Source organism: Corynebacterium sp. 122RC1, assembly GCF_024580955.1.
GTDB classification, from domain to species: Bacteria; Actinomycetota; Actinomycetes; order Mycobacteriales; family Mycobacteriaceae; genus Corynebacterium; species Corynebacterium kozikiae.
The window spans coordinates 115,635-137,563 of the sequence record NZ_JANIKD010000006.1; the positions used below are offsets into that span (position 1 = coordinate 115,635).

Annotated in this window: 21 protein-coding genes and 1 tRNA gene; 11 read left to right on the top strand and 11 right to left on the bottom strand. The window is 57.6% G+C overall.

All coding sequences use genetic code 11. The features are described from left to right. The first annotated feature begins 24 nt into the window (after positions 1 to 24). Both NQ050_RS04795 and cobJ read left to right on the top strand, forming a co-directional pair. The gene (locus NQ050_RS04795) at positions 25 to 675 is read left to right on the top strand and encodes a precorrin-8X methylmutase (protein WP_257038146.1); all 651 of its coding nucleotides are present in this window, start codon (positions 25 to 27) and stop codon (positions 673 to 675) included. Then, positions 672 to 2,237: a precorrin-3B C(17)-methyltransferase gene (gene cobJ, locus NQ050_RS04800; protein ID WP_257038147.1), complete on the top strand. Its 1,566-nt coding sequence runs from the start codon at positions 672 to 674 to the stop codon at positions 2,235 to 2,237. Before NQ050_RS04795 ends, cobJ begins: the two co-directional genes overlap by 4 nt. Here the strand turns inward: cobJ and NQ050_RS04805 are convergent. Beyond that, complete coding sequence (locus tag NQ050_RS04805; protein ID WP_257038148.1) at positions 2,234 to 3,259, bottom strand: winged helix DNA-binding domain-containing protein; 1,026 nt, start codon at positions 3,257 to 3,259, stop codon at positions 2,234 to 2,236. The two genes, cobJ and NQ050_RS04805, sit on opposite strands and share 4 nt — an antisense overlap. 66 nt (positions 3,260 to 3,325) lie before the next feature. Between NQ050_RS04805 and NQ050_RS04810 the strand changes: the two genes are divergently transcribed. Continuing rightward, complete coding sequence (locus NQ050_RS04810; RefSeq protein WP_257038149.1) at positions 3,326 to 4,729, top strand: DUF1624 domain-containing protein; 1,404 nt, start codon at positions 3,326 to 3,328, stop codon at positions 4,727 to 4,729. 534 nt (positions 4,730 to 5,263) lie between these two features. Here the strand turns inward: NQ050_RS04810 and NQ050_RS04815 are convergent. From NQ050_RS04815 to secA2, 5 genes are all read right to left on the bottom strand, one after another. Continuing rightward, positions 5,264 to 5,824, bottom strand: coding sequence for a MerR family transcriptional regulator (locus tag NQ050_RS04815; RefSeq protein ID WP_306428471.1), 561 nt, complete (start codon positions 5,822 to 5,824; stop codon positions 5,264 to 5,266). Positions 5,825 to 5,975: 151 nt separating this feature from the next. Continuing rightward, positions 5,976 to 6,626 (bottom strand): bifunctional nuclease family protein, encoded by a 651-nt coding sequence (locus NQ050_RS04820; protein ID WP_257038150.1) that lies wholly within the window; start codon positions 6,624 to 6,626, stop codon positions 5,976 to 5,978. A 182-nt stretch (positions 6,627 to 6,808) separates the two neighbouring features. Beyond that, entirely contained in the window at positions 6,809 to 7,573 is a 765-nt protein-coding gene (locus NQ050_RS04825) for a MerR family transcriptional regulator (RefSeq protein ID WP_257038151.1), read from the bottom strand. Between the two features lie 47 nt (positions 7,574 to 7,620). Further along, the gene (gene odhI / locus NQ050_RS04830) at positions 7,621 to 8,052 is read right to left on the bottom strand and encodes an oxoglutarate dehydrogenase inhibitor Odhl (protein ID WP_257038152.1); all 432 of its coding nucleotides are present in this window, start codon (positions 8,050 to 8,052) and stop codon (positions 7,621 to 7,623) included. 382 nt (positions 8,053 to 8,434) lie between these two features. Then, a complete protein-coding gene (secA2, locus tag NQ050_RS04835) occupies positions 8,435 to 10,783 on the bottom strand; it encodes an accessory Sec system translocase SecA2 (protein ID WP_257038153.1) in 2,349 nt (782 codons plus the stop codon). Between the two features lie 340 nt (positions 10,784 to 11,123). Between secA2 and NQ050_RS04840 the strand changes: the two genes are divergently transcribed. From NQ050_RS04840 to NQ050_RS04855, 4 genes are all read left to right on the top strand, one after another. After that, on the top strand, positions 11,124 to 12,290 hold the full coding sequence (locus NQ050_RS04840; protein ID WP_257038154.1) for an alpha/beta fold hydrolase: 1,167 nt from the start codon (positions 11,124 to 11,126) through the stop codon (positions 12,288 to 12,290). Positions 12,291 to 12,299: 9 nt separating this feature from the next. Next, positions 12,300 to 12,707: a YchJ family protein gene (locus tag NQ050_RS04845; RefSeq protein WP_257038155.1), complete on the top strand. Its 408-nt coding sequence runs from the start codon at positions 12,300 to 12,302 to the stop codon at positions 12,705 to 12,707. Positions 12,708 to 12,791: 84 nt separating this feature from the next. Further along, positions 12,792 to 12,868: transfer RNA gene (locus tag NQ050_RS04850), tRNA-Pro, on the top strand. A gap of 166 nt (positions 12,869 to 13,034) precedes the next feature. After that, positions 13,035 to 13,208 (top strand): type I restriction-modification system subunit M N-terminal domain-containing protein, encoded by a 174-nt coding sequence (locus NQ050_RS04855; RefSeq protein WP_257038156.1) that lies wholly within the window; start codon positions 13,035 to 13,037, stop codon positions 13,206 to 13,208. Positions 13,209 to 13,270: 62 nt separating this feature from the next. On the opposite strand, the gene NQ050_RS04860 is transcribed toward NQ050_RS04855, so the two are convergent. The 4 genes from NQ050_RS04860 to NQ050_RS11235 form a co-directional block, all read right to left on the bottom strand. Beyond that, entirely contained in the window at positions 13,271 to 13,399 is a 129-nt protein-coding gene (locus NQ050_RS04860; protein ID WP_257038173.1) for a hypothetical protein, read from the bottom strand. Positions 13,400 to 13,760: 361 nt separating this feature from the next. After that, entirely contained in the window at positions 13,761 to 14,546 is a 786-nt protein-coding gene (locus NQ050_RS04865) for a DUF3800 domain-containing protein (protein ID WP_257038157.1), read from the bottom strand. A 40-nt stretch (positions 14,547 to 14,586) separates the two neighbouring features. Beyond that, positions 14,587 to 14,859 carry a PIN domain-containing protein gene (locus tag NQ050_RS04870; protein ID WP_257038159.1) on the bottom strand — a complete coding sequence of 91 codons (273 nt, stop codon included), beginning with the start codon at positions 14,857 to 14,859 and terminating at the stop codon, positions 14,587 to 14,589. Then, positions 14,856 to 15,305, bottom strand: coding sequence for a helix-turn-helix domain-containing protein (locus NQ050_RS11235; RefSeq protein ID WP_257038160.1), 450 nt, complete (start codon positions 15,303 to 15,305; stop codon positions 14,856 to 14,858). The genes NQ050_RS04870 and NQ050_RS11235 overlap by 4 nt, the downstream gene beginning before the upstream one ends. 36 nt (positions 15,306 to 15,341) lie before the next feature. Between NQ050_RS11235 and NQ050_RS04880 the strand changes: the two genes are divergently transcribed. Continuing rightward, complete coding sequence (locus NQ050_RS04880) at positions 15,342 to 15,548, top strand: hypothetical protein (RefSeq protein ID WP_257038161.1); 207 nt, start codon at positions 15,342 to 15,344, stop codon at positions 15,546 to 15,548. A 731-nt stretch (positions 15,549 to 16,279) separates the two neighbouring features. Here NQ050_RS04880 and NQ050_RS04885 read toward each other — a convergent pair. Beyond that, the gene (locus NQ050_RS04885) at positions 16,280 to 16,777 is read right to left on the bottom strand and encodes a hypothetical protein (protein WP_257038162.1); all 498 of its coding nucleotides are present in this window, start codon (positions 16,775 to 16,777) and stop codon (positions 16,280 to 16,282) included. Between the two features lie 495 nt (positions 16,778 to 17,272). Here NQ050_RS04885 and NQ050_RS04890 point away from each other — a divergent pair, with 495 nt between their 5' ends. Genes NQ050_RS04890 through NQ050_RS04900 form a run of 3 tightly spaced genes read left to right on the top strand, consistent with a single transcriptional unit; the run spans position 17,273 to position 21,831 of the window. Further along, positions 17,273 to 19,231 (top strand): class I SAM-dependent DNA methyltransferase, encoded by a 1,959-nt coding sequence (locus NQ050_RS04890; RefSeq protein WP_257038163.1) that lies wholly within the window; start codon positions 17,273 to 17,275, stop codon positions 19,229 to 19,231. Continuing rightward, positions 19,231 to 20,367, top strand: a complete 1,137-nt coding sequence (locus NQ050_RS04895) for a restriction endonuclease subunit S (RefSeq protein WP_257038164.1) — start codon at positions 19,231 to 19,233, stop codon at positions 20,365 to 20,367. Before NQ050_RS04890 ends, NQ050_RS04895 begins: the two co-directional genes overlap by 1 nt. Before the next feature lie 3 nt (positions 20,368 to 20,370). Then, positions 20,371 to 21,831: a type I restriction endonuclease gene (locus tag NQ050_RS04900; protein WP_257038165.1), complete on the top strand. Its 1,461-nt coding sequence runs from the start codon at positions 20,371 to 20,373 to the stop codon at positions 21,829 to 21,831. The last annotated feature ends 98 nt before the right edge of the window (positions 21,832 to 21,929 follow it).

Consider the following 21,929-nt stretch of genomic DNA (forward strand, 5'->3'; position numbering starts at 1 on the left):
GGAAACACTGCACCGGGCGAACCAATGCGGTTTCACTATGAAACCGACGGCAACGAGATTTACCGTCGCTCCTTCGCCATGATCCGCGAGGAATCAGACCTCAGTGCGTTTACCCCGGACCAAGCACAGATTGCGGTGCGAATGATCCACGCAGCCGGCCAAACTGACCTGGCAAAAGACATCGAGTGCTCCGCCAACCTGGTGCAGGCTGCGCGCGGCGCCCTCCAGGCCGGCAAGCCGATCCTCACGGATGTGAACATGGTTCGCTCTGGTGTGACCCGCAAGCGCCTTCCGGCACACAATGAGGTGCTGTGTTACCTTGGCGAGCCACAGGTGGCTGAGCTCGCAGCCACGTTGGGCACCACCCGCACCGCCGCCGCTGTGGAATTGTGGCGTCCGGTGGTGGAGGGTTCCGTGGTGGCAATCGGCAACGCCCCTACTGCCCTGTTCCACCTGCTCAACGTGCTGCTCGCGGACCCCACCTACCCGCGCCCGGCAGCGATCTTGGGTATCCCTGTTGGTTTCATCGGCGCGGCGGAGTCCAAGGAGGCTCTGGCCAAGGTTGCCCACGAGGCCGGCACGGAGTTCCTCACGGTGCACGGCCGCCGCGGTGGCTCGGCAATCACCTGCGCCGCTATCAACGCTTTGGCAACTGCCCAGGAGATCCTCCCATGACCATAAGTGTGCGCGGCAAGCTCACCGGCGTAGGTGTAGGCCCTGGAGATCCCGAACTCCTCACGCTGAAGGCGCTGAAAGCCATTGAATCGGCGGACGTGATCGCGTTTCACGCCCGCCCCCATGGAAGCAGCACGGCGCGCAGCATTGCCGGCCAGTTTTTCCCTGCCGGTGTTGAAGAGGAACTCCTTGAATACCCCGTGACCACGGGCATCACAGACCACCCCGGCGGGTACGCCGGAGCAATGGCCGATTTCTACGCAGAGGCCGCCGAACGCCTGGGTGCACACCTGGTAGCCGGTAAACACGTGGTGGTTCTGGCGCTGGGTGACCCCATGCTGTATTCCTCCTACCAGCACCTCCACCGGCTCTTGGCGGAAGATTACCCAGCCGAGATCATTCCCGGCATCCCCTCAGTCACCGCAGCAGCAAATGTGCTAGGCCTGCCGCTTTCTGAGGATGAGGACCTCCTTTCCATCATCCCCGGCACCCTCCCCGCCGCTGAGCTGGACCGCGCCCTAGAAACCTGTGACTCCGCCGTGATCATGAAGCTCGGCCGCAATTTCACCAAGGTCAAAGACGCCCTGGAACGGGCGGGCCTTGGCGAACGCGCCTATGTGGTGATCCGCGTGGGCATGGAAGGCCAGCAGGCCCTCCCCTTGCGCGAGGCCGACGCCAACGCAATCCCCTACTTCGCGGTGGCCGTAGTGCCCTCCCAGCGGCAGGGATACCTGCTGGATCCCAACCACAACACACAGCCAGCAGTCACCGGTGAAGTGGTGGTCCTTGGCCTGGGCCCCGGCGACGACGCCTGGACCACCCCGGAGGTGAGCCGGGAGCTCCGCCTGGCCACGGATCTGGTTGGGTACACCACCTACATCAACCGCGTGCCCGAGCGCGCCGGGCAGCGCCGCCACCTTTCGGACAACAAGGTGGAAGCCGAGCGTGCTGCGATGGCGCTGGATATGGCTAAGAAGGGGCGCCGCGTGGCGGTGGTTTCCTCCGGTGACCCCGGCGTGTTTGCCATGGCTTCCGCGGTGCTCGAGGTGGCCCAGGACCCGGAATGGGCAGACGTTCCCGTGCGCATTGTCCCAGGTATGACGGCCGCCCAAGCAGTTGCTAGCCGAGTGGGCGCACCGTTAGGACATGACTTCGGCATGGTTTCGCTTTCCAACCGTCTGAAGCCTTTCAGCGTGGTGGAAAAGCGCCTCCGCGCGCTCGCCGGTGCAGACATGGCCTTTGCGGTCTACAACCCGGCGTCGAAGCAGCGCCGCTGGCAGGTGCAGGCCCTCAAGGACATCGTGTTGGAATACCAGCCGCCAAGCACGCCGGTAATTGTGGCTCGCGCGGTGGGCTCAGAACAGGAGTCCGTGCAGGTCACCACCCTTGGTGAGTTGGATCCCGAGGTGGTGGATATGCGCACCATGCTCATCGTGGGTGCGTCCACAACGAAGACGTACAACAGCAGCCAGGGAGCGCGGGTGTATACCTCCCGCTACTACGCCGAAGGCGACATCGACGCCGAGGCCCGCAAACAGCTCGCCCCGCGTGAAGGCTCCTAGCCTGAAGCCTGCTCCGAACGGCCGGTAATCATCCCCGAGCGCACGGCGAACTCCCAGGATAGCCCGTTCGCGGTGAGCACTTCATGGGGGCGCGCTTGCTTGTGGAAGATCGCCTGCCGGTCGGTGTAGGCCATGAGGTATTCGTCAAATGGCGGCAGGTGCCAACGTTTCCGCAGCGCAGCCTGGAGCTGCTTCGGGGTCACTTCCTCCTGCCACGCCGCGGCGTACATTTCCGTGCCCTTGTGCTCAAAACTCATCAGCTCGCCGCTGCTCACCAAGGATTGCGCCGCTTTTTGCAGCGCCGTTTTGCCAAGCCCTGACCACCACGCAAGGTCAGCCACGCTGGCCGGCCCACGCGAACTGAAATAGCGCTGCGCAAGTTCCCGGATCAGCGCTTCCTTTCCCTGATCCTCCAGCTTGCGCCTGTGCGCCTGCGCTACCCGCTGGTCAGTGCGGATGAAAGAATCATGCCTTCCGATCTTGCTCATCTGCACCAATTCACCCGCCGATCCCAGATGCCGCAACACGCTGGACGTCACCCCAGCCCCCTGCACGCCCCAGTGCGCGTCGACAATACTGCGCACCTGCTCCCGCGAAATCTGCACCTCCGCGGCGTCGAGCACGGCGCTGCGAATCTCACGGTAGGTTTGTTCCGGCATGTCCCAGCGCTTAGCGACGCTGCCAAGGTTCAAGGTGGTTGCACGGATCCCGCAGAGTTGCACGATCCAGAAGTCTTCCTCATGGAGAAAGTGCAGGGTGCCGCGTTGGCTCCAGGTGCGGATGATGCCGAGGGAATCCATGGTGGCATCGAGCTCGCTGCGCACCGTTGGGGTGTGGCGTACTTTCAGCCCAGAGCGCAGGGCAAGTCCTGTGAGCCCGCCGGCGTAGTTTTGGCCCTGAGTGGCCAGCATGTGCTTGGTGGTTGCGGCGAGGTCTCCCGTAGGAACGTGCGGTTGCGTACCGCCCAAGCCCTGGGCAATCAACCTGCGAGCGCGAAGTTCGGGAAGTCCCAGTGACTGCATGAAGGTCAGTATAAGGCCAATGTCTGGCAGCGCCGGCGTGGTGGCGGTTGCCTTATGATGATCACCATGGCACAAACACTCCGTGAACGTATGGGTTCTTCCACCCGAATCATTGGGCTTGACGTAGCCCGCGCCCTCGCGGTAATCGGCATGATCGCCGCACACCTGGCTCCCAGTACCGGCGCGGTGTACGCGCTCACCAACGGGTTCCCCTCAGCTATGTTTGCTGTGCTCGCTGGTGTGTCCACCGCCTTGATGATGGCAAAAGGCAACGCCGCTGGCGGCACCGAACTGGCCTTGGCACGCCACCGGCTCCTTATCCGCGGCGTAGTAATCCTCCTCCTGGGAATGTTGCTTGCCGCAGTGCAGACGTTCATCGCTGTGGTGCTGAGTTCCATAGCGCTGATCATTTTGCTATTGGGCCCCGTTACTCGCTGGCGTACCAGGAACGTGATCGTACTCGGCCTCGCGTTGTGGGTTGGCGGCGCGGCGATCCTAGGTATTTCCAACGCTTATGACTGGTATCCATCCGGGCTCCTGGGCCCATATCCTCCGTTCGCGTGGCTCACCTACGGCGTGGTGGGGATTCTCCTGTACCGATTCCTCGTTGCCCCTGCCAGCGCTTCGACGGCGGATGGGAATGCCCGCGGTGTGTGGCGTGAGTCCCTCACTGCCCTTGCGGGGCTTGGAGTGCTTGGCCTCATGTTGTGGTGGCGAGTTCAGGAGGACTCAGGTGAACTCGGTGAAGGCAGCAAAATGCTGGAGGCTCCCGCGGTACCAGGTGCCTTGACCTTCCCGACGGACACCTTAGCCGGTGCTCCGGATTTGAGTTGGCGATCGCTTCTTGCCGCCGACGCTAGCGCCCACAGCGGTGGCCTCATTGACGTAGCGAGCGCCTCAGCAGTGAGCATCGGCGTGATTACGCTGTGCTTGTTGCTCGCCCGAATTCCTTGGGCGCAGATCTTCTTGTTCCCACTGCGATCGGTGGGGCAAATGGCGCTGAGCAGCTACGTGTTCCACGTGTTGAGCATTGCGGCAATCACGTTCTTGTTAGGCCTGTTCGGTTGGGTGGCCATAGATCCGATTGATGCTTCCATCGCGGAGGCAGACAAGAGCGTGAGCAGTACCAACGTGGACGAACTTGGCGGCATGCCGTGGGGTGAGTACCAAGACTTGGTAGAGCAATCCGAGGGGTGGGAAAGCCTGTGGGACGCCGAATCCGAGTATTACCAAGAGCATTCGGCCGGCATATTCAGCGATGAGGACGGAAAGGTGGACGGCACCATGAGCACGCTCGCCGATTGGTTTGGGTTTGGCGCAACAGTGCTATTTCTTCTGATCGCGTGCCCGGTGTGGATGCTGTTCTTCCCGCGGGGTCCGTTGGAGCAGTTTGTGCGTTGGGTGTCTTTGAAGGGAACCGGGGTGGGTGAAATCCACAAGGCTTCACACCATACTTCAAACCGTACATAGCAAAACGTCTCCCTTTGAGGAGAACCCTGTTCGGGTTACTTTCCAAAGGGAAACGCGGGTGAAGGCTTCATTTGCCTATTCTTCAACCAAGATTCTTGGCCCCTCACGCATCCGCTTGTTCGCGGAATGCGTTCTGGGAGGGCTTAACGGTGATCGTGGCTGAGTGGCAGCCAGGAAGAGCCGGCGCCGAAACGAGCTTTTTCATTCAGCTACCTTTCCAATGAGGGACGATGATCACCCAACTCCACTATCGGCAGCCTGGGATGGCCAGAGAGTGAGAGGGCAAGGATTTCAAATCCTGCACAAAGATTAGGGAGCATCCAGCACATGGTTCAAATGGAGGAAACGCAACCAGCCCCTGGGCTTTCATGAGAATCGGAACAAACCCACAAAAAGAGGAACTCCGCGCCTCTCAATAGGGGGTGTACTGAAAACTACCCCCGTTTCCAAGCCAACGCACACCCAATTGGGCGAGCAACGCAAAACGAGCCCCACCGAGTTGCAACTCAGAGGGCCCGATTCTTCACCTTAAAACTAGGAGCTCTTGCGCCTGCGCCTTGCGGCGAGCTCATCCATGGCGATCACCTGCGGACCATCAAGCTCCTCCTCAATCCGCTCGGATGGGAAGGAGGAAATGGTGCCGGTGAGTTCGCGCATAATGCCCGGCACCGCGATGCCAAACACGCCCTGTCCATCACCCAGGAGGTCAAATACTTCTTCAGCAGAACGGCATTCGTACACCGTCTTGCCGTCAGAAACCAAGGTGATCTCCGCGAGGTCGTTCACGCCAAGGTCACGCAGCTTCTCTACGGCGAGGCGAATGTTCTGCAAAGAAATGCCAGTGTCCAGAAGGCGTTTGACAATCTTCAGCACCAGGATGTCCTTGAAGGAGTACAAACGCTGGGAGCCGGAACCGTGAGCACCGCGGATGGAAGGCACAACGAGCTTAGTGCGTGCCCAGTAATCAAGCTGACGGTAGGTAATGCCTGCAACCTGGCAAGCAATAGGAACGCGGTAGCCCACTTCCTCGTCTGGCCCCACGTCAAACAGGGTGTCTTGCACACCCATCTCCTCAGGCTTGATCTCCAGAGACATGCCTTGCTCCTCGCGGTACTGTGAAAATCTTCGTTGAAGCGCTCGCAGTTGATGAAAACCGATGCTTCATATTCTTTAGCAAGGTTAGAACAGGGTCAAGGGTTTCCCTCACGACACGCCCATAACTTAAACCTCAAGTTGAAGTTTAAACCTAAATTGCACCATTGTCATCTTCAGTCCCATCAGTCTCATCAGTCACATCTGTTTCACCGAAACTGAAGGCGTCATCCTCTACATCCAATGAGAGGTCCTCTTCCGAGATCCCGAGCTCCGCCATCAAGGCAGAAAAATCTGCGTCCGCCTGCGCATCGCCTGAAGCAGACGCTGCGCCCGCACTGCCGACGTCGGCAGGCTCGTCCTCACGAGGCAGCGGCCCGAGCTGGAGGTAGGTGCGCAGGTCTTCGTCGTTCATGAAGACGCTGGCCTGGTTGAGAACTTCCTCCTCGGCGAGGATTGGTACGCCAACTTTGAGGGCGAGCAGCGTTGCGTCGGAAGGGCGGGCGTCCATCTCGAAGCCGTCCTCGAACTCCAAGGTGGCAGTGAACTCGCCGTTGAAGTAGGTAGAGATCACTACTTGGCTCAGTTCGCGGCCAGACATTGCGAGCACTTCGATTAGGAGGTCAATTGCGGTTGGCCTGCGTCCTTCTTGCTCATTGACGTGCTGGAGGTGCGCCCAGCCTGCATCGTCCTCCACCCAAATTGGCAGCACCCGGCCGCGCGCGGGCCACCAGAACACCAGGCAGGGAAAATGTTCTGGGCCCAGACCGATCGGGCCTTGGTAACTCAATTCGTGCTGGGCCATGTGTTTCCTTCCCTTAAGGATGTCTTGTGGAATTAATAGTCCCCCACGTTACCCCTGAAACGCTGAAAACCCCGCACCACTACGCAACCGGTGAACGGGCCCCAAAGTCACAGGGGCAAATGGCAGCAAGTGTGCGGGGCGTTCTCGCAACAACTGCAACAACGCTTTATGAAAGAAATGGACTAAGAACCCAGTTCATCTTTGAGCTCGGCCTTGAGCAGATTTGCGTGCAGTGACACCATCAGTGCGCTCACTTGCTGGGAAAGCTCGCGGGCCTCGTGCTTTGCACCTTCGCCCTTTTGGTGCGCCAATGGCTTGACCGCGCGGGAAACCAAATCTGCCTGGCGGGCTGCTGTGTTGCGCAAGTTCTTCAAGTGGCGGGTGTCAATGCCAAATGCTTCAAGCTGAACGGCCAGTGCGGCGGTTTGGGCGTCTTCGGCGTCGAAGTACCCAGAGGCGTCTGCGTCAATCACCCCACCTTTAGCCAGCGCTCGCACCTGCTCAACTGTGACCTCGGCGCGCGCTGCAAGGTCAGCTTCGCTGAGTCGCGTTGCCCCGGCGGTGCCACGGAACTTCTCGGGGCTCACCACCGGCGCACTTGGCTCAACCTGCGGCGTGATGGCGGTGACAAGGCCAGAGTCCATTGCCTCCAGTTGCTCACGGATCACTTTCAGCGGCAGGTAGGCGTCACGCTGGGTGGTGAGGATGAAGCGGAGCCGGTCAACGTCAGCCTGGGTGAAGCGGCGGTAGCCACTAGCCGTGCGTTGTGGGGAGATGAGCCCTTCAGATTCCAGGAAGCGGATTTTAGAAACGGTCACGTCGGGAAACTCAGCAGTGAGCTGCTGCAGTACCACTCCAATGGCCATGGTCTTTGGAGCTTTCGCCGGAATTACTGCGCGCGAAGCGCCAGCCGAAGCTGGTGTTGCTTTCTGAGGTACTGCGCCCATCTACTTCTTTCCCTTGTCCCTACAACTACTTCCTACAACCGCGTTCTTTAGGCTGCTGGACCCGCCAGGAACACCAGGCGGAACTTGCCAATCTGAACCTCGTCGCCAGTGGACAGCGGAGAGGAGTTGCGTGGCTCGCGGTTCACGTAGGTTCCGTTGAGGCTTCCCACGTCCACTACCTCAAACTGGCCGTCATTGATGCGGAACTCTGCGTGGCGGCGGGACACGGTGACGTCATCCAAGAAGATGTCTGAGTCCGGGTGGCGGCCAGCGGTGGTGGTTTCACGATCCAACAGGAAACGTGCACCAGCGTTTGGCCCACGCTTTACCACGAGCATGCCTGCACCTGCTGGTGGGGTGACATCAGTGCCAGACGCTGGGGACGCGCTTGCACCGGACTCCATCTCCTTGAGCAGGTCTGCGCGGAACACAGAGGTGGTTTCCACCTGCATATCTGGAGTCACGTTGTTGTCACTCATTGTTCAACCTCCAAGTTGATTGCTCATGGCATCCAATCGCCTCTGATTGCACGCACTGATTCAATGCTTCATATCTTAGCCAGCTTCCCCCTACACTACGCCAACCTAAACAAAATCGTGGGGCACCCGAACGCTGTGACCATGCCCTTACCTGGAAGGATATGGGCTCGCTGAGAATTGAAAACGCAGCCACATAGTTCGGACATAGTTCAACCGCCGCAATACACCCGCAATCCACCTCAGCGCGGGCAGCAAAGCCTAGGCAGGTGGCCGGCTCAAGAATGTGTGGGGAAGTTCCCCCAAACTTCACCCACGCAGGCGCGCCGCGCTCGGTTTCAAGCACCGCACGCAAAGAGCAGCTTCCGACGCTCCCCTCTCCCCTTTAACGGAATATATTGCCAATGCCCCGCAGTACTCCGTTGCCGGAGTTTTGGAGCGGGTTATCGGACACCATGTACGTCCAGGTGGCGGAGGGGCGTATCAGGCCGGCATCCTCAAGGTGCGCCCCTGCGGCGTCAATAGCAACCGTTCCAAACGTTTCCACGGCCTCATCCACTGCGCGCTGGGCCAGCTCTTTGAACTCGCGCACGGCGATGCGGTGGAACTCGTCAATTGGGGTTTCCCTCGCGATGGCGCGCAGGTGGATGGACTCACGGACGTCATCCATAAGGGCCAGGTGCTCACTCCAGGCGTTGTCCAAGTGAAACAGCATGATTTCTCTCGCCGCCTGCTCCAACACCTCACCAGCAACCTCACCCTGCAACTGCTCAGCCCGCTGCGGGTTCGCCGCAGCCAGCTCCTCCCAGGCTTGGTTACTCTCCAAGATGTTCTTGCGCCGTTCCACAATGATTTCGCGCTGGTCCGCCAGCAGTTGGTTGTACTTCCACGTCTGGGCGTGGATTTCCAACAGCTCACCTTCGGTGACGCGCTGGCAATGGCCAATGAAGTTTTCCACCTTTTTGGACTGGATCAGCCCGGTGGCGTCTGGGGTTGCCCCGATCTCTGCGCCGTCGCCACCCGCTAGCAGCAGATCATCTTCCAGGGACACATAAAATTGCGACATGCCGGGGTCGCCTTGGCGCCCTGCACGCCCGCGGAGTTGGTTGTCCAGGCGCTGCGTGCGGTAGCGGCTGGTGCCAATCACCGCCAGCCCACCGGCGGCTACAACTTCCTCATAGGTTGCTCCGTCCACCCCACCAAGGCGAATGTCGGTGCCGCGTCCGGCCATCTGCGTAGACACCGTGACCTGCCCGAGCCCGCCTGCTTGGGCGATGATTGCGGCCTCGTGTGCGTCGTTCTTCGCATTCAGTACCGCCGCCTGGATGTCATGTTCCTCGAGTGCCTGCGCCAGGGCTTCGGACTCGGCGACGTCCTGGGTGCCCACGAGCACGGGCTGCCCGGTGGCGTGGATCGCGGCAATATCGGAAACAATCGCTTGGAACTTCTCAGTGGCGGTGGCGTACACACGATCCGCGTAGTCATTGCGGATGTTGGGCACGTTGGGTTCGATCCGGGAAATGTGCAGGTTGTAAAACTGGCGGAGTTGGTCGGTGGCTTCAACGGCGGTGCCGGTCATGCCGCACACCAGCGGGTAACGCCCCATGAGAGCCTGGATGGTGATGGTGTCCAGAATCTTGCCGCCCTCGGTTACCGCCAGGCCCTCTTTGGCTTCCACCGCAGCCTGCACGCCGTCGGGCCAGCGCTGCAATTGCGCTACGCGGCCCTTGGAGGCGTCAATGAGCGCCACTTTGCCTTCGCGAACAATGTAGTGGACATCTCGGTGGACCAGCGCGTGTGCATGCAGCGCCAGGTTCACCTGCACAAGGGTGCTGCCCACATGCTCTGAGTCGTAGAGGCTGTGAATCCCCAGCGCCTGCTCCACGGCGTGGGCGCCTGCCTCGGTGAGGTGTGCGGTGCGGGCGTCGTCGCTTACCGTGAAGTGCTCTTTTTCCTTGAGTCGCCGCACCACCTGTGTGATCCTGCCGCGCGGCGCCTCGCCCGGTGCGCTGCCGGCGAGGACCAGGGGCACCAGCGCTTCGTCGATAAGCACGGAGTCGGCCTCGTCCACAATCGCCACGTCAGGCGCGGCAACTACGGCGTCCTCACTGCGGGTGATCAGTTGGTCGCGCAGCACGTCAAAGCCCAGCTCATTTACGGGGCCGTACACGACGTTTGCAAGGTACGCTTGCCGACGCTCCCCCGGCCCCATTTCCTCCGCGATGTGGGAGGAGCTCAAGCCGAAGAACTCCACGAGCGGGCCCATCCACTCCCGGTCACGCCCGGCCAAGTATTCATTCACGGTAACCACATGCACCCGCTTGCCCAGCAGCCCAAACCCCGTTGCTGCCATGGCACCCACCAGGGTTTTGCCCTCGCCGGTGGCCATTTGGATCACGTCACCTTCAAGCAGGCGCAGGACTGCCTGCAACTGCACGGGGAACGGGCGCAAACCTAGCGTGCGCTCGGAGGCCACCTGGAGGCCGGCCAGGAACGTCTCGGGGTCCGCGAGGCGCGGGGGGTTGCTCTTGCCGGACGCGCCCTTCCCAGACGTGCCCTTGCCTACCGCGCCCTTGCCAGCGGCACTCATCACGAGCTCGCGCAGGGCGGCGTCATCGAGTTGGGCGAGTTCTGTGGCCTTCTGCCCTGCCCGTTCTACAATGCCGAGGCTACGTTTTTGGTTGCGCCCGGATTTGCCATCAAGGGCGTTCCAAAACCATTTCAAACCAGCCACGGTGTATCACTTCTTCCTGCAAATCGTCTGGCAGCAGTACCTTTGTGCAAGCTTTGCGCGCCGAAATCTGGGTGTGGGCACTCGCGGAAAACTCCGCTTTGGTGACCTAGATTTCAAAGGGGTGCGCTGTTTAAGCAAACTGACACCCACTTTAGCGGTGCTGCCGTAGTTTACGGCACGGCATTGCTCTACTCTGTGCTCTAGTACGTTGCTCAGATGCGTTGCTTCCGTGTGTTATTGCCGTGTGCTACTGCCAGGTGAAGAACTACGGGCAAAAGCAGCTTTCCACCCCACCCCACCCCAGACCCCACCTCCGAACCTGAGAAAGGTAAACCGCCCAGTGCATTCCGTGAACGTGAAGGTGCCCTCCTCCAAGGGCTACCAGATGGCCGGCACAATTGACATGCCAGATTCCACGCCCACCGCCTTCGCAATGTTTGCGCACTGCTTCACGGGTTCGCGGTTTACGCCTGCGGCTTCGCGTGCATCAAAGGAGCTCGCGGAGCACGGCATCGCGTGTTTGCGCTTCGACTTCCCTGGGCTTGGCCAATCCGAGGGCAACTTCCACGAGACCTCCTTTAGTGAGAACGTGGAAGACATCAAAGCGGCCTACCAGTGGATGAGCGAACACTACAGTGCCCCTCAGTTGCTGATTGGCCACTCGCTTGGCGGCGCGGCGGCGCTGAAAGCGGCAACCCAACTCAAGAAGCTCCGTGCGGTGGCCACCATCGGCGCGCCTTTTGATCCAGCCCACGCCGTTCTCCACTTCGCCGACCGCATCTCGGAGGTAGATGAAACCGGCGCCGTCACCCTCACCCTCGGTGGGCGTGACATCACCATTTCCCGCGAGTTCCTGGAAGACCTCGCCGAAACTAACCCCGAGGAATACCTCCCGAAACTCCGCAAGCCGTTGCTGATCCTGCACTCCCCCATTGACCAAACCGTGGGCGTAGAAAACGCGCAGCTCATCTACACCACCACCCGCTTCCCCAAGTCCCTGGTTTCCCTCCACCAGGTTGATCACTTGGTGACCAAGCAGGGGGCGGCCCAGTTCGCCGCACGCCTCATTGTGGATTGGGTTGGCCAGCATCTGCGCCCCGAGGCCCAAGAGCTTGCCGAGCTTCCCGAACACGTTGCCGTGGCCCACTCCACCCAGGCGGGCCGCTTCACGGACCTCGTCCACACCGGAACCCACACGCTCACCACCGACCGCGAAAAGTCTGCCGGCGGCAAAGGCCAGGGCATCTCCCCCACCGGCCTTATACTCTCCGCTCTGGCCGCCGGAGTTTCCCAAACCGTGCGCATCGCGGCAAAAGACGCCAAAATCCGCGAACTGGAGCACGTCCAAGCCACCGCCACCAAGCACGGCAGCCAGATCACTGTTGCGCTGCGCTTCACGGGCGCGCTTACCGACGCCCACAAGGCCCAACTCCTCGACGCCGCACGGGGGCACGAGATCGCAGCGCTCATCCCTGATGTCCGCATTATCGAAGACGTGGAAGCGTAGGGGCTGGCAATGACTGCTGGGTACCCGATCGATGCACCCTGCCCCTGCAGCCAAGGGCATCAGACCCGCGAAGGTGCGCTGAGCTTTGGCAACTGCTGCGAGCCTCTGCTTTCCGGTGCTAAGGATGCACCAACCGCGCGGGCGCTCATGCAGTCGCGCTACACGGCCTTCGTGCTGGAGGATTCCGAGTACCTCATGCGTACCTGGCACCCTAGGACCAGGCCAGCGTCCTTGGATCTTTCCCCGGACATGCAGTGGCTGGGATTGGAGATTCTGCAAACCACTGGAGGCACGATGTTTTCCGCGGAAGGCACGGTGGAGTTCAAGGCCTACTACGAAGGCGGCGTGCAGCACGAGCACTCCACATTCAGCCGGGTTGATGGCCGCTGGGTGTACGTGGACGCTTTGCCTTCCTAAACTGCCCTGGCCTGCCAATTTCCCCGGAATGCTCACACTGGTGTAACCTGATCGGTGTTGCCCAATTGGGCGGCAAGCAGTAATCGGGCTGTGGCGCAGTTTGGTAGCGCACCACACTGGGGGTGTGGGGGTCGCAGGTTCAAATCCTGTCAGTCCGACCAAGAAAAACCCACCGCTTCGGCGGTGGGCTTTTTGCTGTGCAGGGTCTTCCCCAACCGATATAGTGTTCGCACAAACCGGCTGCTTAGACCATCAGTGTCGGCTACGGCGGCTAGAGTAATGAGGTCATCAAAGAACACGTCCCTCAAACCAAAAGGAATGATTGCTGTGGCTTCCTCCAACTCCATCTACCAGGCCGTGTGGGGCACCGCGGACACCTACCTCCGCGGCACCGTTTCACGCCAAAGCTATGGCGATTACATCCTCCCGTTTACCGTGCTGCGGCGCATGGAGTGTGCGTTGAAGGACACCAAAACCGCGGTCCTGGAAACCGTCAAATAAGTAGAGCACATGCCTGACCACCTGGTGGACGCGATGGTTCTGGCTAAGCACAAGTTGCCGTTCTATTCTTCTTCCCCGCTGTCTTTGGAGGTGATTCCGAGTTCGGCAGACGCGGCCTTTAGAGAAAGGGCCTCGATATCTTCATAGAGGGCCACGGCATTACGTTTGAACTCTTCGGAGTACCTAGGCATGGTGGTAGATTACTTTTCTTCCCAACCCGACAGGGTTGGATATCAGGTGTCTACCCCACGGGGTCAGGTCCGGAACCGGATATCGGGGTTCTAGAGGCGGTCTAGATCTTCCCGTGAAACCCATCCGGTCCTGCATCACTGAACACTACCGATGCGGGCAATCCATGATCTTTGAGAGCGGGCACTCCACAGCCCCTCAGTACGATGGGAAAAGCAAGCGCCCCAGAACCTGAGTTCTGGGGCGGCGCGATAAGTACGGTATTCGAGCGCGGGACAGAAGCCGCTTTCCCTGGGTAATGAGTCTGAGACTCGGCCCAGCTAGTGCCAGCTTTTAGCCTGAGGCTACGGCATCAGCACCTGCTTAGAGGCTACCTCCTTTCCGCAATTCCGTCAATGATTGTTCATGTGATGTCTGTACTCTTAATAAATCCGTACTGCAATCACTGAAGTGGCTCACTCCTAATGCAGCAGCAATGTCCCTGGATAACCGAGCCTTTGGTGACTGGTCTTCAAGGAATCGTTCGAGACCATTTTCCTCGATTTTCTTTCGAGCATGAAAAACCGCGCTAGCTAAGAGATCAGCAATCTGTAGCCCCGAACATGTTCTTGAATCGAGACTCACTGCGGAAGCAATCCTCTTGTTTCCAAACCTCGTGTTACAGCTTTTCATTAGTTCATCGCCATATGAAATTCCTTCAGGAACATCAATGTGATCCAGAAGGGCAATACTAATCTCTCTCCTAGTGACTAGCCCACGAAGGAGTCGATCAGTAGCGAAAAGATGTCCTTGCCATTGCTTCTTGCTACTCCACGGATCGAAATGCCGCTTATCCAGTACAAAAGCACCGAATCGGCATTCTGCTGCGACTGCTTCACGAAAAATCTCAGCGAGAATCGGTTCGGAGTTCTTCGTGACCTTCGAGAATTTGATCTCTTCCGCCCCGGTAAAACGATTTCGATCTCGGCAGGCTTTTACCGCCCTTGAAAGTCGATCCGGGTCTGCAGTTTTTACAGCACCGGTAACAAAGTGCTTGCCTAAAGTCCCTTTGCTTCCAGCCTCATCGATGAAATACACGGCACCAACGGCATCTTCAGGCAGGGTAATCTTCGGCGGAAGTACACTCGACTCCAAAGGTGACAATTTCATCAACAATTTCTTTCGTTAGCGCTTTTGTTTTCCCTCAATCTTAGCTCAAGGTTAGGGCTCCCGTTTTTGACGTAGATGTCATCTGATATGCAGCCGAAAATGAGCACTTGAAGTACATCAGCTCTATGGTTCGGCGCAGTTTACTGGGGTCAAGATCTGGCCGGTTGGCCTGGAAGTTGCGAAAGACCTCATCCAAGATGTCCTCGGTCCACCGGGCTTGGTAAATATCTGTGCCTGCCAATCTGATCAGGATGTCGCGTAACATAGTGGGATACAGCACGTTGGCGTCGTAGACAACGGTAAAGCCGCTCACTCGTACAGCTCCATCTCCTCGGTCAGGGCAGTGAGATCATCTGCAGCTGTGCGGGTGTCAATATCTCGTTGATGTTTGTAGGCCTGCACGTCGGCCGCATAGATGCGCCGATGCGTGCCAACCTTGTGTCCGGGCAAGATGCCGTCATCCATTAATTTAATGACATGCGGACGAGAGACATTAAGCAAGTTAGCTGCTTGCTGGGTGGTTAGCTCGGCCCGCATAGGGATCACGCCTACCGATCTGCCGGCTGCAGAATTAACCAGGATCTCCCGGAGTACTTTGGCTACTTCTCGAGGTAGACGGATAACGTGATCGGAGTCCTCCACAACGACCTTGACGTCCTTATTCGTAGATGTATCGCTCAGGACGCGGTTAATTTTCTGCAAAGCCTTACGGGCTGTGGCCGCTGTGCTGGCGAATTCACTGTCCTGTAGGTGTGACACGCCCCCACATTACCGAATAAACGAAACAAACGAATCGTGCGCCATGTAAAGATCCCAAAAGGTATGCCTCAACGTAACCAGATGTGGCAGGCACTCTCCGTCAAGGCCCCCGCGGGCAAGGATGGCCTTCTCAGTTTCGACCCGGTTATTACCTCAGCTAAGGGCGTTGAACGCCATCACCTGTTCCCCAAGGCTTATCTGTCGAAAGAGCTGGGCGTCTCTGATCCCAAGAAGATCAACTAGATCGCCAACATGGCACTGGTCGCTTCAAGTGGAAACCGAGTACTATCTCACCGATCCCATCAACACAGGGTCGTAAAAGAAGCGGCACTAAACCCAGGACGCTTCAGAATGGAACCTAAACGAGTTTCCGCTGGTTGATTTGAATGACCCAGTTTCCCTAAAGGGCATTCCAAAAACTGTGCCTCTTCAACTGCAACAAGAAAAAGCTAATCGAGATTCATCCACCCCCTGGAGAACCAGTGATACTAGTCGCCGTTCCCGCCTTGGCGGCAGGGCTCATTTGGGGCCTAATTACGGGAATCATCTTTACCATAATAATCCACCGTCGTCACCCGCGCGAGAATAAAAAGACACTAAACTCCAAATTAAAGCTCGGTGCTTTTAGTTTATTTTGTTCGATTGTATTTTTTATATGGATTAGGCCAGGAGGGTTTGAAACCTACTTATTAACCGCAGCGCTTGTATCCCTCATTTTCGGCGCGGGAACATTCATTTCAGCAAAAACTATAGTGTCAATATGGGATCCGGAAAAAATTCCACCACCAGGGGATAATAAACCATCCAATTGAGTCAGCATATGATTAGCGAAATAGGTAAGCTTCTCGGAGATGTTCAGCGGTCCGGCTTAGCCATAAGCGAATTAGAGCTCGGATAAGCACCCAGCCCTTCCGCCTCCCTGGGGTGTACTTAATACGACGTATAATACGACGTATACTTCCCCACCATCGGCCTTACCTCTCCCTCAATCGGGTCAGCACATGGATCTGCAGCAGGACCGGATAGAGGTGGCAGACGACCCCGACCGTCAGGAGAGGCACAAGGGACACCCATCCACCGGCCACACTGGCCCAGACCGCGGTAACTGCATGGAGCAGGAACGCCCATGCATGGCCGGCCGCCGCCGCCCTCACGGGTCGCGACTCACTGCCCTTCATCGCCCCGGATACCTCATCTCTCCGCAGGGAGAATATAAGCCTGTTCCACCCAATCCATGAGAGAAAGGCATTGAATAGTTCCACTCCCCATCGGCGACTGGCGTCTCGCGAGAGCGAGAGACGATCCCACTGGGAGCTCGGGATATGGCGCTCCAGCGAGTCGCCGACAAAGGGGGCGAGTCCCAAGCCCAGGAGAGTTGTTGTGACAACGAAGCCCACCGAGGCCACGCCCGTCTCATTAGCCACGATCACGAGGCCCAGTACCGCAGCGACCGTCAGAAGCAGAGCGGTCATACAGATTCACCACCCCGGGACGCTACTTGGCTCTTCTGGACCCCGCTCTCTTCCGCAAGACCGCCTCTCCAAGCGCACCCAAAGAAACGAACTTGCACACTACTTCTCATGCGCTAAACCCTTCGACTCCTCCACTAGACCTTTTTCCCACCCTCGCGGAGGAGGCCACGAAACTCCCCACTCAGCTAACTGGTCTTTTGTCCACAATACCGAGACTCTCTAGGGTTAGTTCCCCGGTCGAACTCGAGACCCACCTTGTCAATTCTGACATCTACTTCTCCAGAGTATTGTTTTCTGCCAAGCATCAAATTCAGACGCTCACTGTCCCACCGAACCAACAACCACCGCTCCGGCGCTGCTCCTGATCCTGTTGGGTTCCCCATCCGAAATAGTGTTCGCACAAACCGGCTGCGTAGGCCATCAGTGTCGGCTACGGCGGCTAAAGTAATGAGGTCATCAAAGAACACGTCCCTCAAACCATAAGGAATGATTGCTGTGGCTTCCTCCAACTCCATCTACCAGGCTGTATGGGGCACCGCGGACACCTACCTCCGCGGCACCGTTTCACGCCAAAGCTATGGCGATTACATCCTCCCGTTTACCGTCCTGCGGCGCATGGAGTGTGCGTTAAAGGACACCAAAACCGCAGTCCTGGAAACCGTCAAAGAAGTAGAGCACATGCCTGACCACCTGGTGGACGCAATGGTTCTGGCCAAGCACAAGTTACCGTTCTATTCTTCTTCCCCGCTGTCTTTGGAGGTGATCGCCAACTCAGATGACAACGTGATGGCTGGCATGCTCGCATACCTGGATAGCTTCAATGAGACTGTCCGTGATGTGTGGAAGGCGTTCAAGTTCCCGGAACTCTTGCAGACGTTAGAGGAAGGCAATGTGCTGTGGGGCGTGGTGGCTCACTTTGCTGGCATTGACTTGTCAAACGAAGCCTTAGCTAAGGGCAATGAACGAAGCGCAGAAAACGCCATGGGGGACCTGTTCGAGGAACTCATGTACCGCTCATTCTCTGAAAACGGGCAGGTAGCCGGTGAATACTACACTTCGCGTGAGATTATCCGCCTGATGGTTGATGTGCTGCTCAACTCCGACGATGACGGTCTCCAGGGCAAAGCTCCGGCACGAACTGTGTACGACCCAGCCGCCGGAACCTGCGGCATGTTGCTGGTAGCCAAAAATGCGATGGAAGAACTAAATAGTAACATTCAGGTTGGTCTGTTTGGCCAAGAAATCATGCAAAAGTCTTTCGCACTCGGCCGCTCTGACCTAGTGGTATCCGGCGTTGATCCCAACGCCCTTCAGTTTGGCGACACCCTGGTCAATGACCGCTACGAAGGCCAACAGTTCGATTACGTGCTCTCCAACCCGCCATATGGCTCTGACTGGAAGAAATCGAAGAACGCAGTAACCGCCGAGGCGAATCGCGAGGGGTCCCGATTTTCTCACGGTCTGCCACCGGTATCTGATGGGCAGATGCTGTTCCTCTGCCACGTAGTAGACAAGCTCAAGGACGCTGAGGAAGGAACCACAAAAGGTGGCCGTGGCGGTGTTGTTACCAACGGCTCCCCACTGTTCACCGGAGCTGCTGGTTCGGGGGCGGACCAGATTCGCCAGTGGCTGATTGAGGAAGATTTCCTCGATGCAATCATCGCTCTGCCAACGGACATGTTCCATAACACTGGCATTGCCACCTACATCTGGATTGTGGACAAGAATAAGGAGCCACGGCGTAGAGGCAAGATTCAGCTCATCGACGCAACCGCACAGTGGACTCCAATGCGCAAGTCCATGGGCAATAAGCGCCGCTACTTCTCCGAAGAAGACCGCGCAGCGATTTCAACTCTGTACTCAAAGTTCGATCAGGCTGACCCAGAGCTGTCCAAGATTGTCACCGCGAAGGACCTCTCTTTCTATGACGTGCCAATGTTCCGGGTGAAGCACTATGCAACGCTCATTACCGACGACACCGTGCGCGCAGCTTTGGAGCACAAATCCGCCCTCACCGGACATGAAGCCGTGATTCGTTCATGTGAGGGCATGGCATGGAATGATCTACCCAATCACTTAAAGACCGAGGCCAAGGCCGCTGGCTTAAAGATGAGTGCAACCCTGCTCGCACACATCATGCAGGCTGTAGCAGTGGATGATGACACCGCGCCAGAAGCTATCGATCACAAAGGCAACCCAGTGATTGATGCAGGTTCAAAGATTGTGGAGCGCGTACCACGAACAGAAAACATCGAAGAGCACATGGAGCGTGAGGTATACCCCTTCGCCCCGGACCTTGTGTGGAACGAAGCCGATGTGAAGATCGGCTACGAAATCCCCATGACCCGACTGTTCTACAAGCCCGAAGAAACCGAGACGTTGGAAGAACTCGACCAAAAGATCGATGAAAAGCTGGCCTTGATCCAGAAGCTGTTGGCGGAGGTGCAGAAGTAATGGAAAATACCATTGCTCTTTGGCACATCGCCGAAATCAATCCATTGACACCACAGTTCAATGAACTTCCAGACGGCAACGAGGTCTCTTTCTTGCCTCTGGAGAATATTTGGGCGTATGGAAAAGCAGACCAATCTTCAAGGAAAGTTTGGAAAAAGTCAGAAACGAGTTACACCCAGTTCCAGAACGGCGACATTCTTGTCCCCAAAGTGACACCCACTGTTTATCACGGCCGCTCCATGATTGCCGATATAGACTCCGAAATTGGCTTAGCCACGTCCGAAGTACACGTAATTCGGTGCAAGCGCGAGATTGAACCCCGATGGATATTGTTCAACTTATTATCCGGTAAGTTTCTCGACGAAGCGAGAGGGGCCGTCTACGGCGTAGGCGGTCTGCAGCGAATCTCAATGCAGTACCTGCAGAATTACAAAATAGCTAATTATTCTCTCGGCACCCAACGCCGCATCGCGGATTACCTCGACCGTGAAACCGAACAGATCGACACCCTAGTGGCGGAGCTGGACGATTATGTTGAGCTGTTGGAGAAGCGCAACGAGTCACTTCTTAAAGAAACCATTGAAGTACTTGCAAGGGACTTCCATGAAGTTCAATGCAAATTCATTGTCTGTACCACGACGGGCACCGGCGACACCCAAGACGCCAATTCAGATGGTCCGTACCCATTCTTTGTTCGCTCCGACCACCTCGAGAGGTCCGCAGAATGGTCTTTCGATACTGAGGCAGTTCTTACATCAGGCGACGGTGCCGGGGTCGGGAAAATCTATCATCTAGCGAATGGAAAGTTCCACGCCCATCAAAGGGTGTATGTGATGAGCAATTTCAAAGAGACGATTCCGGAATACTATTACTGGGCTTTCAAGCATCGGTTCACAGCGTCAATACAGTACGGCGGTGCGAAATCCACCGTCGATTCAGTCAGAATGAATATGATTACGGATCTCAAGATTCCCCTCCCCGACCTCGATACACAGAAGTGGATCGCGGACTACCTTGATAAAGAGACGGCCAAAACTGACACCATCATCACCGAATGCAATGAGTTGAAGGAACTGCTGCTCAAACGCCGTCAGGTACTCATCACGGACGTCGTGACAGGAAAGGTGGAGGTCTAAAACATGTCTGATTCACAGGTAGAAAAGGCAATGGCCAATTACCTTGAGAAAGGTTTTGAAGATACGATCGTCGCCGCACTCCAGCAGGCAGGCTGGGTGCACGACGCATCTAATGCCGAGTGGGACGTAGCCCGTGCGTTGCACGTCGGAGACGTGCTCTATTGGTTGCAAACCCAGTACCCCGAAGAATTTGAGAAGGCCGTCCCTGCAAAGCTCTCCGGCACTGACCGCCAGGTTGCAGTAAACAAACTGCTCGACCGCCTCGTGGAAAAACTAAACTCCACGCCAAAACTCACCGCACGGACCAAGAAAGTATCCGGTGGCCTCTTGGGAACCTTGCGGGGCGGCTTCTCCCACTCCCAACGTGGACGGCAAAAAGCCAGCTTTGCCAACATGGTGCAGTTCTTTCCAGAGAACCCGCTGTACACAGATATCGCCGCGAAGGCCCGGATGAACCGCCTCCGTGTGATGCGTCAAGTGCGCTTTGATGTGAACTCCACCGAAACCCTCGACCTCGTGCTTACCGTCAATGGCATCCCGGTAGTCACCATGGAGCTGAAAACGGACAACACCCAGGCCGTTACTGATGCAATCAAGCAATACCGGCAGAACCGTGTGCCCAACAAAAACCGGCCACTACTGATGCCAGGGCGCGCCCTCGTGCACTTCGCCGTGTCCAATCAAGAGGTCTACATGGCCACGGTGCTCGCCGGCGCAGATACCTTCTTCCTGCCTTTTAACAAGGGAAACGGATTCCACGCAGGCAACCCGGCAAACCCCGAAGGCTCCGATACCGCCTACCTGTGGCAAGAAGTACTGGCACCAGAGTTGTTCCTACGGATCCTTCGCGACTACGCACTATGGGAACCTGCCAAGAAAGGCAATGCAGGCCGCCTTGTCTTCCCTCGCTACCACCAGTTGCGGGCCTGCGAGCGGGTGCTCACAGACATGGCAACCAACGGTGTGGGTGGGCGCTACCTAATTCAGCACTCGGCTGGATCAGGCAAGACCAAAACGATTGCCTGGCTCGCCCACAGGGCAAACCGCGTGTGTACCACCGATGGCCAACCGCTGTTCAATTCAGTCATCGTGGTCACTGACCGAAGAGCGTTGGACGATAACGTCAAAGAAGGCCTCGACCTCATGCGGGCCTCCGAGGGCATGGTTGTGGCCGTGGACAATCAACTTGGTTCCAAATCCAAAAAGCTGGAAAAGGCGTTGTCAGAAGGTGGTCACATCATCTCATGCACCATTCAAACCTTCCCAGCGCTCGCAAGGATTATGGAAACCAACGAAGCACTGGCGGGAAGAAAATACTGCGTCATCATTGACGAAGCACACTCATCCCAACACGGCGAAGCAGCAAAGAAGCTGCGTGAAACCCTAGTGACAGTTGAACAGCCAGGCAGCGAGGACGAAGACTTTAGTAGCGATGTGAAGCGGCCTGGGTTGGTCGGAGACTAGGTTTTACCCTAGGAGGACGATCAGCATGGCACGACCCAGTCAGTACGACGCAGCCACGCAGGAGCGCGCGGTGCGCATGTACTTCGAGCGCCTCGAGG

What these genes read in the sequence shown, in the direction of transcription:
- NQ050_RS04795 (WP_257038146.1), top strand. Translation starts at nt 25, where the DNA reads ATGCGGTTTCACTATGAAACCGACGGCAACGAGATTTACCGTCGCTCC.
- cobJ (WP_257038147.1), top strand. Translation starts at nt 672, where the DNA reads ATGACCATAAGTGTGCGCGGCAAGCTCACCGGCGTAGGTGTAGGCCCT.
- NQ050_RS04805 (WP_257038148.1), bottom strand. Translation starts at nt 3,259, where the DNA reads ATGCAGTCACTGGGACTTCCCGAACTTCGCGCTCGCAGGTTGATTGCC.
- NQ050_RS04810 (WP_257038149.1), top strand. Translation starts at nt 3,326, where the DNA reads ATGGCACAAACACTCCGTGAACGTATGGGTTCTTCCACCCGAATCATT.
- NQ050_RS04815 (WP_306428471.1), bottom strand. Translation starts at nt 5,824, where the DNA reads ATGTCTCTGGAGATCAAGCCTGAGGAGATGGGTGTGCAAGACACCCTG.
- NQ050_RS04820 (WP_257038150.1), bottom strand. Translation starts at nt 6,626, where the DNA reads ATGGCCCAGCACGAATTGAGTTACCAAGGCCCGATCGGTCTGGGCCCA.
- NQ050_RS04825 (WP_257038151.1), bottom strand. Translation starts at nt 7,573, where the DNA reads ATGGGCGCAGTACCTCAGAAAGCAACACCAGCTTCGGCTGGCGCTTCG.
- odhI (WP_257038152.1), bottom strand. Translation starts at nt 8,052, where the DNA reads ATGAGTGACAACAACGTGACTCCAGATATGCAGGTGGAAACCACCTCT.
- NQ050_RS04845 (WP_257038155.1), top strand. Translation starts at nt 12,300, where the DNA reads ATGACTGCTGGGTACCCGATCGATGCACCCTGCCCCTGCAGCCAAGGG.
- NQ050_RS04860 (WP_257038173.1), bottom strand. Translation starts at nt 13,399, where the DNA reads ATGCCTAGGTACTCCGAAGAGTTCAAACGTAATGCCGTGGCCCTCTAT.
- NQ050_RS04865 (WP_257038157.1), bottom strand. Translation starts at nt 14,546, where the DNA reads ATGAAATTGTCACCTTTGGAGTCGAGTGTACTTCCGCCGAAGATTACC.
- NQ050_RS04885 (WP_257038162.1), bottom strand. Translation starts at nt 16,777, where the DNA reads ATGACCGCTCTGCTTCTGACGGTCGCTGCGGTACTGGGCCTCGTGATC.
- NQ050_RS04895 (WP_257038164.1), top strand. Translation starts at nt 19,231, where the DNA reads ATGGAAAATACCATTGCTCTTTGGCACATCGCCGAAATCAATCCATTG.
- NQ050_RS04900 (WP_257038165.1), top strand. Translation starts at nt 20,371, where the DNA reads ATGTCTGATTCACAGGTAGAAAAGGCAATGGCCAATTACCTTGAGAAA.